The sequence below is a fragment of the Chitinophaga sp. genome, assembly GCF_017745275.1.
Lineage (GTDB): Bacteria > Bacteroidota > Bacteroidia > Chitinophagales > Chitinophagaceae > Chitinophaga.
The window spans coordinates 62,910-76,310 of record NZ_JAGHZS010000012.1; the positions used below are offsets into that span (position 1 = coordinate 62,910).

A 13,401-nucleotide genomic window follows, 5' to 3' on the forward strand; every position below is an offset into this window, starting at 1 on the left:
TTATTTGAAGACAGAAAGTTACCCAATTCTGCGCACCCAATCAGTAAATAACTGCATTATTTCGTGGCTATGCCGTTTGCCGTTGCTTGCGCAGTGCGGATATAATAAATATTAATCCAATCGCGAAAAATACTATCAACGCCAGTACAGAGTTACGCATGTCTTCTGTGAGGTCGTCTATATAAGCAAAGGAAAACATCCCAATCACGATCGATATTTTTTCCGTTACATCATAATAACTGAAGAAGGAAGTAGTATCCTGTGTTTCAGGCATCAGCTTGGCGTAGGTAGAGCGACTGAGTGATTGAATGCCACCCATTACCAATCCAACAGCAGTAGCCAGCAAATAGAAATGCATCGCTGTCTGCATTTTATAACCTGCTACACAGATGCCTATCCAAAGCAGTATAACGCCAATTATTACACGTAGATTTCCAAACCGGGTAGAAAGGCGGGCCATACTCCAGGCTCCTGCAATCGCCACAATCTGGATAATCACTACTGTTACAATCAGCATAGAGGCTTCCAGGTGTAATACCTTGCTGCCAAAGATAGTAGCAGCCATCATTACGGTTTGTACGCCCATGCTGTAGAAAAAGAAACCACGCAGGAATCTTTTCAACACCGGCAACTGTTTTACCTGTGCATATACTTTACGTAATTCGGAGAAGCCTTCCGTTAATGCGCCGGCGCTATGTTTGCTCATAGTAGCAACGCTTTCAGGAAGACGTGAAAAGGTGATCAACGCAAACCCGAACCACCATACACCCACCAGCAAAAAGGTTAAGCGTACCGGCAGGCTCTCATCCATGCCCAGCTTAGGCCCCAGTACTACCAGGCCAAAGCCGATCAGTTGTAATAACACACTGCCAATATACCCCATGCTGAAGCCTCTCGCACTAATCCTGTCCCTGTCTTCCGGGGCGGCAATTTCGGGGAGATAGGAATTGTAAAAAACCAATCCGCCACAATAACCTACGGTCGAGAGCATGAAACAAACTACCCCCAACAACAGATTATTGCTGTTGAACCAAAAAAGCAAACTACAGGACAGCGCTCCCAGTATAGTAAAGAAACGCAGGAAGTTCTTTTTATTTCCCCTGGTATCTGCAATGGAAGACAAGATAGGGGAAGTAATGGCCACCAGCAGATAAGCAGCTGCCATGGTGTAATTGTACAAAGCGGAATTAACGAAATTCATTCCAAGGAATGAAACGTGTTCTTTGGTCACCGCTAAAAAATAGATAGGGAAAAAAGTAGTGGTGATCACGAGGTTGTACACGGAGTTAGCCCAGTCGTACATAGCCCAGCCATTGATCACTTTTTTACTGGCAGTCTTCATATAGCGTATTTAGCTTTGTACGAAGATAATTGTCATAGAGCAGAAAGCATAAAGCGGAAAGCAAAAAGCTATTAAAGCGAATGATGAATACGAAAGATCCAGGCAAAAATAGTTTCTGCTCTGGTTACGCGCGTCAATGGCTTTTTGCATTCTGCTTTATGCTTTATGCTTATAATCCTGGATGTGAATATGCTCTTTGCACATAAAATACTCCTGTTCATCATTGGAGCTAACAATGATCAGGCGGTTGCCACCGTATTCGGTGATGAGTTGCTGATATACCGCAACGCCGGCGGCATCGAGGTTGGTGCAGGGTTCATCGAGCAGTAATACCGGTACATCAGAAAGGATGGCCAGCGCCAGCTTAATACGTTGCTTCATACCAGAGGAGAAGTTGCGTATTTGCTTGTTGGCAGCTTTTTCCAGCCCAACCATCTGCATGGCTTTCGCCGGTGTGATACCGGGAAGGAAATTTTTAAACTGCTGATGAAACTGAATAATTTCTGTGAGGGTAAATTCTTCGATCAGCTCCAGGTAGGGAGCAGCGATGGTGCAATACCGGAAAAACGCATCAGGAGCGATGGGTTTTTCCGGTGTGCTATAAGTAACGGTGCCTTCATTATGTTGAATGGCACCGCTGATTACTTGTAATAAGGTTGACTTTCCTGAACCATTGGGCCCCAGGATGGCATAACGTTGTCCTTCACTAAAGGTGAGGGTTACACGCCGGAAGATCCAGTCGTAGTTAAAACGCTTACCTGCCTGGTTAAGAGATATCATCATTGTTGGTGCGGGAAGTATAGCCTCTCATAATACCACGACCTGATTCACGGATGAACGACAGGATTTCATCTCTTTCATCGGTGGCAGGGAATTCTGCTTCAATGATGTTAACCGCTTTGGATAATTTATAGCCTTTTACAAAGATGACACGGTAGATATCCAGGATAGAGTTGATTTTTTCAAGGGAAAATCCTCTTCTCTTTAGTCCAACGGAGTTCACGCCTACATATGATAAAGGTTCGCGGGCAGCTTTTACAAAAGGAGGTACATCTTTACGCACCATGGAACCACCGGTTACAAAGGCGTGATCACCTACTTTACAAAACTGCTGGATGGCTACCATTCCGGCCAGTACTACGTGATTGCCTACCGTGATGTGTCCGGCCAGGGTAGTGTTATTGGAAAATACGCAATAGTTACCTACCTCGCAATCGTGTGCAATGTGGCTGTACGCCATGATCAGGCAGTTATTGCCGATCACGGTTTTCCATTTGTCTTTGGTACCACGGTTAATAGTTACGTATTCACGGATAGTGGTGTTATCACCTATTTCCACGGTTGTTTCTTCACCCGCATATTTTAAATCCTGAGGGATGGCAGAAATAACAGCGCCTGGAAAAATACGGCAATTTCTGCCGATGCGGGCTCCTTCCATAATAGTTACGTTGGAACCTATCCAGGTACCATCACCGATTTCTACATTTTTATGTATTACGGTAAATGGATCAATTTTTACATTAGGCGCAACTTTGGCGTCCGGATGTATGTATGTTAGCGGGTGGATCATTGCTATTATTTGCCTTCTCTTGTTTTTATAATTTGTGCGATCATGTCGGCCTCAGTAGCTACCTTATTACCGATAAATACTGTCCCCCGCATTTCTACAAGACCTCTCCGGATTGGGCTGAGCAACTCCATTTTCAGGATCATTGTGTCGCCTGGCACCACCTTCGACTTAAATTTACAGTTATCTATTTTCAGGAAATAAGTATCGTAGTTTTCCGGATCCGGTACACGGTTCAGCGCCAGGATACCACCTACCTGTGCCAGTGCTTCCAATTGCAGTACACCCGGCATTACCGGGTTGCCCGGGAAGTGGCCCTGGAAGAAGCCTTCGTTGAAGGTAACGTTCTTGACACCTACTACTTTCTCTTCACCCAGTTCGATGATTTTATCTACCAGCAGCATCGGGTAACGATGTGGCAGTGTTCTTTCGATACGTGGAGTATCGAACACTGGTGGCTGATTAGGATCGTAAACAGGCACGTCTTTATTGTGCTTGTTCTTTTTGATGTACGCCTTGATCAAACGGGCAAACTCCACGTTGGAAGCATGTCCCGGACGGTTAGCAATGATGTGTGCATTAATCGGATAACCAATCAGTGCCAGGTCACCTACTATGTCCAGCAGCTTATGACGCGCTGGTTCGTTCGGGAAGCGTAATTCAATATTGTTCAGGATACCTTCTTTTTGTACAGAGATGGTTTCCCGGTTAAATACTTTGGCTAAACGGGCCAGTTCTTCTTCTGTTACCGGCTTGTCTACTACCACGATGGCATTGTTGATATCGCCGCCTTTGATCAGGTTGAGCGACAGCTGGTATTCCAGTTCATGTAAGAAGCAGAAGGTACGGCATGGGGCAATCTCTGTTTTGAACTCTTCAATACCCTTCATTTTAGCGTGTTGGGTACCCAGTACAGGGGAGTTGAAGTCGATCAGGCAGGTAATGCGATAGTCTACTGCTGGCATTGCCACCATTTCTACCTTTTTCTTCTCATCATAGTAACTGATGTTGGTATCAATAGTATAGTATATTTTTTTGGCATCCTGGTTTTGCAGGCCGATATTTTCAATGGCTTCAATGAATGCGTAGGCGCTACCATCCATAATAGGTATTTCGCCTCCATCCAGCTCTATCAGTACGTTATCCACACCTGTTCCTGCCAGCGCCGCCATGATATGTTCTATGGTGCTTACCCTGGCGCCATTGTGCTCGAGGGTGGTGCTACGGGTTGTTTCTACTACGTAATCCACATCAGCTTTAACGATAGGTTGTCCGGGCAGGTCTACACGTTGAAATTTGATTCCATGGCCGGGTGTTGCCGGCTTGAGTGTCATATTAACATAGGCGCCTGTATGCAAGCCAATACCTGACAGGGTAATTTCACCTTTCAGGGTATGTTGGTATTGCAACTGTTGATTTTCCATAATAAGCTAACTAATATGTAACTATTTGACCAGTAATTAGTTTTATACACCTGCTCTTTCCTGCAGCAGTTGTTTTACCATCTCTTCCAGCTCTTTCACGCGCTTTTCGAGGTCCGGCAAATTTCTAAAAATTGCCTGACTTTTCAGCGAACTTTTATAGTCATACGCCGGAGAGCCTGTGAGAGAAGAGTTAGGGACGGTAATAGACTTCGACAAACCACTCTGTGCATTGATTTTGGTGCCATCTGCAATGTGGATATGGCCTACCATACCTACCTGTCCGCCTATTACACAGTTCTGACCTATTTTGGTACTACCGGATACACCGGTTTGAGCCGCAATAACAGTGTTGGTGCCAATGTCTACGTTGTGGGCTACCTGGATCAGGTTATCCAGTTTCACACCCTGACGGATCACGGTACTACCCATGGTAGCTCTGTCGATAGTCGTGTTGGCGCCTATTTCCACGTCATCATGGATCACTACGTTACCAATCTGGGGTACCTTCTTGTAAGAACTGTCCGGCTGAGGGGCAAAGCCGAAGCCATCGCCGCCAATTACGCAACCGGCGTGCAGCATTACGCGGCTGCCTACAATACAGTTGTCATATACTTTTACGCCGGGATACAGGATGGAATCGTTGTTAACGATCACATTATCGCCCAGGTATACGCCAGGGTAAATCTTTACGTTGTTACCCAGCACCACGTTTTCGCCCAGGTAAGCGAAAGCGCCCACAAACACGTTTTCTCCCATTTTCACAGAAGCAGGCACATGAGAGGGCTGTTGAATACCAGACTTGTTACCGGTCAGGTACCTGTACTGCTCCAATAACAGGGCAAAGCTGCTGTAGGCATCTTTTACCCGGATCAGCGTCGATTTAATCGGACGCTCTATTACCAGGCTCTCATTCACAATCAGAATGGACGCGTTGGTAGTATATATGAATTCTTCATATTTAGGATTGGCAATGAAACTGAGCATGCCCTCGCCGGCTTCTTCAATTTTGGCGATGTTGCTCACCTTTACGTCCGGATTTCCCTCCAGCTTACCATCTAACATGGTAGCTAATTGTAATGCGCTAAACTGCATAGTTTAAAATTGTATGTTTTCCAGGCTACACCGGATAGTATGAACTTATTCTTTAACATTTTATGTTTATAAAACGTTGTTAGCCTGAATTTTTGGATGACAAATGTAGAATTTTTTTACCGGTATCGCCAGAGTATGGCTAATCAGTGCATTGTCGATGGAGGAAATGTCTTTTACAGTTCCGTCTTTAAATAGGATATTAATCTTCTCGTCATTAACGTTATAAGCCCTCAGCGTGGCTGCCCCGGAAAAAACAAAGTACTCCAGGTCAGCGCCTTCAATGCCCCACTTTTGTTTTACCTGTTCCTGCAATAATTGCTCCGCACTACCATCAAATGCCTGGTTACTTAATACTACTTTTAGTAAATTCCTGTTTATCAGCCATTTACACAAAAGGGACAATACTTTGTCCTCATGTGTAGCCCAAACTTTTATCGCGCCCATAATATCATAGTCGTCCAGCAGGCAAAACAGCCGCAAACAATCCGGCTCCCGCTCAAAATTATCTTTGGTCACTGTGTTATACAGGAAATAAGACAATGCCGGCGAACAAAACAGCTGCTTTCCTTCCTGTGCCAGCGCTTTTGCCCTGCTCAGGATCTTTACCAGCATGTTTTCTGCGCTTAGCACCGTTTTATGCAGGTATACCTGCCAGTACATCAGCCGCCGCGCTATGATAAACTTCTCAATAGAATAAATGCCCTTTTCTTCCACCATCAGCTCTCCATTGTGAACCGTCAGCATTTTAATAATGCGGTCGTACCCGATAGTACCTTCGGCCACACCGGTGAAGAAACTGTCCCTGTTCAGGTAATCCATCCGGTCTACATCCAGTTGACTGGACACCAGCTGGTGCAGGAATTTTTTATGATATCGTCCATTAAAAATATCCAGTGTGAGTGTCAGGGCGCCGTCCATCTGCCTGTTCAGGTCTTCCATCAGCCACTGGGAAATCTCTTCATGAGATACTCCTTCAATAATGCCATTCTCCAGGGCATGGGAGTAAGGCCCATGTCCAATGTCATGCAATAAAATGGCCATTTTAGCGGCTACCTCTTCTTCCGGGGTAATATCCGCTCCCTTGCTCCGGAGTTCCTGCAAGGCCATACACATCAGATGATAAGCACCCAGGCTATGATGAAATCGCGTATGCATAGCACCAGGATACACCAGCTGCGCCAGCGCCATCTGATGTATGCGGCGAAGCCGCTGGTAATATGGATGTGAAATGAGGTTAAAAATCAACGGGTGATCTATGGTAATAAAGCCATACACCGGATCATTAACAATTTTTCGCTTGCGTTCGGTCATTGCATTTAATTATACCTTTCAAACAAGGGGTATCCATGCCTGAAATCCCTGGTGCGGGTATGCAAAACTACACCATGAATTAATTATATGTAAATTTTTTACTTATAATGACGCTCTCCGTCCACGAAACCCCTATGACAGTAAAAAACAATTGGTAGGTTACAGGTAATTAAATGTTATGGATGCGAAGGTAAATAACTTTATCAGCCCGTTCGCTTTTTACTGCTATCATTTTACCGTGATCAACCGTTTTTAACATATAATTACCGGCAAATGATTGGCAGGGAACGATTTTTGCCAAAAAATAGGGGTAAATTTCTTTTTTATGGAACCTTAAATCTTACTATGAGCCAGATAAATATACTATGGGTAGACGATGAAATTGAGTCGCTTAAATCACAAATCATTTTTTTGGAAAGCAAAGGCTACAAAGTATCCGCCCTTACCAATGGATACGATGCCGTTGAATTTTTGAAAGACCAGGTCGTTGACGTGGTGTTGCTCGATGAGTCTATGCCCGGCATTACCGGCCTTGAAACCCTTGGGAAAATCAAGGAAATAGATCAGCAAATCCCTGTAGTGATGATCACCAAAAATGAGGCGGAAGACGTAATGGACGACGCCATTGGCTCCCAGATCACGGATTATCTCATCAAACCGGTAAATCCCAACCAGGTATTATTATCTCTCAAAAAAATAATTGATAACAAAAGACTGGTGGCCGAAAAAACCACCAATGCCTACCAGCAGGAGTTCCGCAGCCTTTTCATGGCCCTCAGCTCTAACCCCGATTACAACGAATGGATGGACATCTACAAGAAACTGGTATACTGGGAAATGGAGATGACCAAAGCCAACAGCCCGGAAATGCTGGAAGTATTCAACGCCCAGAAAACGGAAGCCAACAACGAATTTTCCAAATTCATCAGTCGTAATTACAGCGACTGGCTCCATCCCAAAGCAAAAGAGGCCCCGGTGATGTCGCACACACTGTTCCGCGATAAAGTGGTGCCTAACCTGGATCCCAATGTTCCTAATGTATTTTTGCTCATAGATAACCTGCGCTACGACCAGTGGAAGGCGATTCTACCTATTTTCCAGGAATCGTTCCGCCTGGTAGAGGAGGAATCTTTTTACAGCATTTTGCCTACCAGCACCCAATACAGCCGCAACGCCATCTTTGCCGGCCTGCTGCCGATAGATATTGAACACCGATTCCCCCAGGAATGGAAAAACGACGACGAAGAAGGCGGAAAAAATATGTATGAAGAACATTTCTTTGCCGCGCAGTTGAAGCAATTGAAAATGGATCCCCGGTTTTCGTATACCAAGGTGACCAATCACGCGGATGCACAAACGATGCTCAACAATATCCACAATATGCTGGATTATCCCCTGAGCGTAATTGTGTACAACTTTGTGGACATGCTCAGTCATGCCCGCACAGAAATGGAAGTATTAAAAGAACTGGCCGGGGATGAGGCTTCTTATCGCTCTATTACCGCCAGCTGGTTTGAACATAGCCCGTTGCATCAGGCGCTGAAGCGTATCAGCGATAAAAAAATAAACCTGATTATTGCTACCGACCACGGCAGCGTAAGAGTGAAAACGCCGGTGAAAGTGATCGGGGATAAACAAACCACCACCAATCTTCGCTATAAACATGGCCGTAACCTGAACTATGAAGCGAAAGAAGTATTGGCCTTTAGAGATCCCCGGGATGCCGGCTTACCTAAGCCTAACGTTAATTCTTCCTATATTTTTGCCAAGGGAGATGGGTACCTCTGTTATCCAAACAACTATAATTACTTTGTAAACTACTACCGTAATACCTTCCAGCATGGCGGCATTTCTCTGGAAGAAATGATTGTGCCGTTCGCGAGGATGGTGACGAAATAGCTTTTAGCCATTAGTTTTTAGCTTTTAGCAAATGCAGCGGACCACATGTTATGTTGATCTTCGCTGCATTTGCTAAAAGCTAAAAACTAATGGCTAAAAGCTTATTTTTGCTGCATGAACATAAAGATTACTCCAAACAACCTGACCAAGCTGGAAAAGATTTTTGAGGAAGCAAAATATGTGCTGCGCTTTGAAAAAGGTAGTTTCCTTTCCGGTTACTGCATCCTGGAACATAAGAAGGTGGTAGTGATCAATAAATTTCTAAACCTGGAAGGCCGTATCAATACCCTCATTGATATTTTATCCACATTGCCTCTCGATGAAGAGATCCTGACGGCAGAGTCACACAAGCTGTACAAGCAAATCCAGTCCAGCAAGCCGATCCCGGAAGCAGAGACAGATGAGCCGGATACACCGGAATCTCCGGAGTCGCCGGAAGCCGGACAAACAGCAGAATAGGTTAAACAGTCAAACGATTTTGGGATGAAAGTTACATTCTTAGGTACAGGTACGTCGCAGGGAGTTCCAGTTATAGCTTGTGGTTGTGAAGTGTGCGCCTCGCCGGATAAAAAAGATAAGCGTTTAAGAAGCAGTATCCTGGTTACTGCGCCTGCAGGCAATATTGTTGTGGATACTACGCCCGATTTCCGTTACCAGATGCTCCGCGAAAAAGTAGGACACCTGGAAGCGGTACTCATTACACATTCCCATAAAGATCATATTGCCGGCATGGATGATATCCGCGCCTTTAACTACTTTCAGCAAACGGCTATTAATATATACGCCACTGAATTTTCGCAAAGCGTGATCAAACGGGAGTTTGCCTATGCATTTGCGGATTTTAAATATCCCGGTATCCCGGAAATAAACCTGCGTACCATTGGCAGCGAACCTTTTGAGATCAATGGACTCAAGATTACGCCTGTACAGGTGATGCATCATAAAATGCCGGTGATAGGTTTCCGGATTCACGATTTCACTTATATCACAGATGCCAATTACATTGCACCCGAAGAAAAGGAAAAAATCAGGGGCTCAAAAATATTGGTGTTGAACGCCCTGCGCAAAGAAAAACATATCTCACATTTTACACTGGAAGAAGCCATTGCATTAGGCAAAGAGCTGGAAGTACCGAAAGTGTATTTTACGCATATCAGTCACCAGTTAGGGCTACACGAAGAAGTATCTAAAGAGTTGCCTGCAGGTATGGCCCTGGCCTATGATGGCCTCTCCCTGGAAATTTAATTCCGTTCTATTTCTATTAACAAAAACGCCATACGCAAAATGTAGCTTCGCTACAAATGACTGTTAGCCCATGTGGAAATCTTTTGTCCGCGGATACCTGCGTTTTTCGCGCCGGGAGCGGTACGGCATCTTTAGCCTGGTAGCAGGGATGATGTTAACGTGTTATACCCCTGACCTGCTTTTTTATTTTCAACGGCGTATACCCGTAGCCGATAGTAACGACTTAAAGGCGGCTGTTCTGGCCTTCGAAGCTGCTAACAAGCCAGCCGCTACTGCGCAAACACTTTTCTACTTTGATCCCAATACGTTGCCGGAGGCGGGATGGCAGCAGTTGGGCGTGCCGGAGCGCACGGCGCTCACGATTACGAAATATCTTTCTCATGGTGGCCATTTCCGTAAAGCCACAGACCTGACGCGGATTTACAGTTTGCCTCCTGATTTGTGTGCGCAGTTAATACCGTATGTGCGGATAGTGGAGAAGAAGGAGGAAAGGGTTTGGGAAAGACGGGAAAGCAAGGGCAGCTATCCGCGCTACGGGGCCTTCCAGGGGGCATCTTCCTTTCCCGGGAAAAGAGATTCAGCTAGATGGCACGGCAACGATGCGGCTTCGTTTACCCGTTATCGTAAGAAAGGCACTCCTGCTGTTATTGATATTAACACTGCAGATACACTCGCCTGGCAAACATTGCCGGGGATAGGACCGGGGTTTGCGCGCCGGATAGTAGCCTTCCGCGACCGCCTCGGAGGCTTCTATGAGGTAGCCCAGGTGGCCGAATGCTATGGATTGGCAGATACAGTATTTCAAAAAATTCAACCTTTTTTACAGATCGGTAATAGTTCTCTAATAAAACTAGACCTCAACCTCACAGATGAAAAATCTTTGGCGGCTCACCCATATATACGCTACAGATTAGCGCGGTTAATAGTACAGTATCGCAGTGCCCACGCGGGTTTTAAGGCGATAAGTGAGCTCCGCGCGCTGCCGTTGGTGGATGAAATTATTTATCGTAAAATTGAACATTACATTGAAATCACACCTTAAAGCCACACGTTTATGAATTTTGAGCCAACGGAAATGCAACAACAGATTGCACAAATGATCCGGGATTTCGGAAAAACAAATATTCAGCCGCACGTGTTGGAATGGGATGAACACCAGGAATTTCCACTGCATGTATTTAAAAAACTGGGGGAACTGGGGCTCATGGGCGTGCTGGTACCGCAGGAGTACGGTGGCAGTGGGTTGGGATACCTGGAGTATGTAACAGTGGTGAGTGAAATATCCCGTATCTGTGGGGCTATTGGATTAAGTGTGGCGGCGCATAATTCTTTATGTACCGGTCATATCCTCCAATTTGGCAATGAAGCGCAGAAACAGCGTTACCTGCCTAAGCTGGCCAGTGCAGAGTGGATTGGCGCCTGGGGGTTAACAGAACCCAATACAGGCTCTGATGCGATGAATATGAAATGTGTGGCAAAGAAAGATGGCAATGACTGGATTATCAACGGTACCAAGTGTTGGATCACACATGGTAAAAGCTGCGACGTGGCTGTGGTAATAGCCCGTACCGGTGATGTGCGTGATAGTCACGGTATGAGCGCGTTCATTGTAGAAAAAGGAACGCCCGGTTTCAGCGGCGGTAAGAAAGAAAATAAGCTGGGCATGCGTGCTTCTGAAACAGCAGAAATGATATTTGATAATTGTCGCGTTCCGGCAGAAAATATGCTGGGAGCGGAAGGAGATGGCTTTATCCAATCTATGAAAGTATTGGATGGTGGTCGTATTTCTATTGCGGCGTTATCGTTGGGCATTGCTAAAGGTGCTATGGATGCGGCTTTGAAATACTCTAAAGAGCGGCATCAGTTCGATAAGCCTATTGCTAGCTTCCAGGGTATTTCTTTTAAGCTGGCGGATATGGCAACGGAAATACAGGCAGCTGAACTATTAACAATGCAGGCGGCCGATATGAAAAACCGTAGGGTAAAAATGACACAACAGGCTGCCATGGCCAAATACTATGCTTCTGAAGTAGCAGTGAAAGTAGCCAATGATGCCGTGCAGATATTCGGTGGATACGGCTATACGAAGGATTTTCCCGTGGAAAAATTTTATCGTGATGCAAAATTATGCACCATAGGAGAGGGAACTTCAGAAATTCAGAAGATCGTGATTGCCCGCGAAGCACTCAGATAGAATAACGATTTTGCTATTGATTCTGATTAATTTGAAGTAGCGGTATTTTTTTAATTTAATAAAAGATAGATGATGAGCCGTTCATCATTTTTTCAAAATAATTTAATATTACCCCTTTAGTGTTATTGAATATTGCAAAAGGAACGTTAAATTTGGGTTAATTCATCACTCTTTACCGTTTATCAACCTTAACACACAAAATCAGGAAAGATTTGAAACACTTTTACGCAATGAGAAGCACCCTGTAATACGGGTGCTTTTCTATACCGGGTCTGGCTGGTTTATCCCATGTGAAGACGCTTCGTAAAGTAAAAGATATAGACCTGTAATCCCCACGTTATGATTCTTCTATAATTCAGTAGTTCTGCTGAAGCCTGTAATATTTATCCCTATTACTTTTGCCCCTTACATTATTCCAATTGTTATGTTCTCCAAAGTACTTAAATGGGCCTGCAGGGTATTACTTGGCCTGGTGTTAATCTGTGCAATCACCTACGGGGTGTTTTCCTTTCTTTTTCATCGACATCTGGATAAGTCTTACGCAGTAACGGTAAGGGACATTCCAATACCCGGAGATTCGGCCACTATTGCTGCCGGGAAGCATCTTTATGAAATCAGGGGTTGCGGGGAGTGCCATGGTGCGGATTTGCGTGGACGGCTGATCGTTGACGATCCGGGTCTGGGACGTATTGCCGGAACCAATCTTACCTATGGCAAAGGAGGTCTTTCTGCAGATTTTGACAACAAAGCCTGGTTAAGGGCCCTGCGGCACGGTTTAAATGCCGAAAACAAGACTTTATTGCTGATGCCCTCACAAGAGTTCGCCCGGATGGATGACCGCGATATAGCGGCTATAATCGCGTTTTGTAAAGCGCAGCCGGAAGTAGATACACCTAACATCCCTACGAAGATGGGGCCGGTAGGTAAAGTTTTGGCAGTATTGGGCAAAATAGACCTGTTTCCGGCCGAATTAATTGATCATGCCCAGCAGCAGCCGGCTATGGTAGTAAAGGCGCCTACGGCAGATTATGGCAGGTATTTATCAGCATCCTGCACCGGTTGCCACAAGCCAGGGTTAACGGGCGGCGACAATCCCGTTCCGGGTGGCCCTCCGGTGGCCAATATTACCAGTACAGGTCATGTGGGCAAATGGTCGAAAGACGAATTTATTACCGCGTTGCGCACCGGGAATACGCCGGAAGGAAAGCAGTTGCAGGCGAAAGATATGCCCTGGACGATGACCGCCCGGTATACAGACGAGGAATTGATCGCTTTATATCTTTACCTGAAAACACTGTAGAAACAGAAAAGGGCTTTCCCGGTGGTA

12 protein-coding genes are annotated in these 13,401 nt (G+C 45.3%); 6 read left to right on the top strand and 6 right to left on the bottom strand.

The window, feature by feature from the left end:
• Positions 1 to 67 precede the first annotated feature (67 nt).
• The 6 genes from J7623_RS30105 to J7623_RS30130 form a co-directional block, all read right to left on the bottom strand.
• A complete protein-coding gene (locus tag J7623_RS30105) occupies positions 68 to 1,342 on the bottom strand; it encodes an MFS transporter (protein WP_291928553.1) in 1,275 nt (424 codons plus the stop codon).
• Between the two features lie 156 nt (positions 1,343 to 1,498).
• Positions 1,499 to 2,125 (bottom strand): ATP-binding cassette domain-containing protein, encoded by a 627-nt coding sequence (locus tag J7623_RS30110; protein WP_291928555.1) that lies wholly within the window; start codon positions 2,123 to 2,125, stop codon positions 1,499 to 1,501.
• The gene (gene lpxA, locus J7623_RS30115) at positions 2,109 to 2,912 is read right to left on the bottom strand and encodes an acyl-ACP--UDP-N-acetylglucosamine O-acyltransferase (protein WP_291928558.1); all 804 of its coding nucleotides are present in this window, start codon (positions 2,910 to 2,912) and stop codon (positions 2,109 to 2,111) included. Before lpxA ends, J7623_RS30110 begins: the two co-directional genes overlap by 17 nt.
• A gap of 5 nt (positions 2,913 to 2,917) precedes the next feature.
• On the bottom strand, positions 2,918 to 4,333 hold the full coding sequence (locus J7623_RS30120; RefSeq protein ID WP_291928561.1) for a bifunctional UDP-3-O-[3-hydroxymyristoyl] N-acetylglucosamine deacetylase/3-hydroxyacyl-ACP dehydratase: 1,416 nt from the start codon (positions 4,331 to 4,333) through the stop codon (positions 2,918 to 2,920).
• A gap of 42 nt (positions 4,334 to 4,375) precedes the next feature.
• Positions 4,376 to 5,425 (bottom strand): UDP-3-O-(3-hydroxymyristoyl)glucosamine N-acyltransferase, encoded by a 1,050-nt coding sequence (lpxD, locus tag J7623_RS30125; protein WP_291928564.1) that lies wholly within the window; start codon positions 5,423 to 5,425, stop codon positions 4,376 to 4,378.
• 66 nt (positions 5,426 to 5,491) lie between these two features.
• A complete protein-coding gene (locus J7623_RS30130; protein WP_291928567.1) occupies positions 5,492 to 6,736 on the bottom strand; it encodes an HD domain-containing protein in 1,245 nt (414 codons plus the stop codon).
• Positions 6,737 to 7,081: 345 nt separating this feature from the next.
• Between J7623_RS30130 and J7623_RS30135 the strand changes: the two genes are divergently transcribed.
• From J7623_RS30135 to J7623_RS30160, 6 genes are all read left to right on the top strand, one after another.
• On the top strand, positions 7,082 to 8,635 hold the full coding sequence (locus tag J7623_RS30135; protein WP_291928570.1) for a response regulator: 1,554 nt from the start codon (positions 7,082 to 7,084) through the stop codon (positions 8,633 to 8,635).
• A gap of 114 nt (positions 8,636 to 8,749) precedes the next feature.
• Positions 8,750 to 9,094 (top strand): hypothetical protein, encoded by a 345-nt coding sequence (locus J7623_RS30140; RefSeq protein WP_291928574.1) that lies wholly within the window; start codon positions 8,750 to 8,752, stop codon positions 9,092 to 9,094.
• Between the two features lie 24 nt (positions 9,095 to 9,118).
• The gene (locus J7623_RS30145) at positions 9,119 to 9,880 is read left to right on the top strand and encodes an MBL fold metallo-hydrolase (protein WP_291928578.1); all 762 of its coding nucleotides are present in this window, start codon (positions 9,119 to 9,121) and stop codon (positions 9,878 to 9,880) included.
• Between the two features lie 70 nt (positions 9,881 to 9,950).
• The gene (locus J7623_RS30150; RefSeq protein ID WP_291928581.1) at positions 9,951 to 10,922 is read left to right on the top strand and encodes a helix-hairpin-helix domain-containing protein; all 972 of its coding nucleotides are present in this window, start codon (positions 9,951 to 9,953) and stop codon (positions 10,920 to 10,922) included.
• A gap of 12 nt (positions 10,923 to 10,934) precedes the next feature.
• The gene (locus J7623_RS30155; RefSeq protein ID WP_291928583.1) at positions 10,935 to 12,074 is read left to right on the top strand and encodes an acyl-CoA dehydrogenase family protein; all 1,140 of its coding nucleotides are present in this window, start codon (positions 10,935 to 10,937) and stop codon (positions 12,072 to 12,074) included.
• Positions 12,075 to 12,498: 424 nt separating this feature from the next.
• Positions 12,499 to 13,374: a cytochrome c gene (locus J7623_RS30160; protein ID WP_291928586.1), complete on the top strand. Its 876-nt coding sequence runs from the start codon at positions 12,499 to 12,501 to the stop codon at positions 13,372 to 13,374.
• The last annotated feature ends 27 nt before the right edge of the window (positions 13,375 to 13,401 follow it).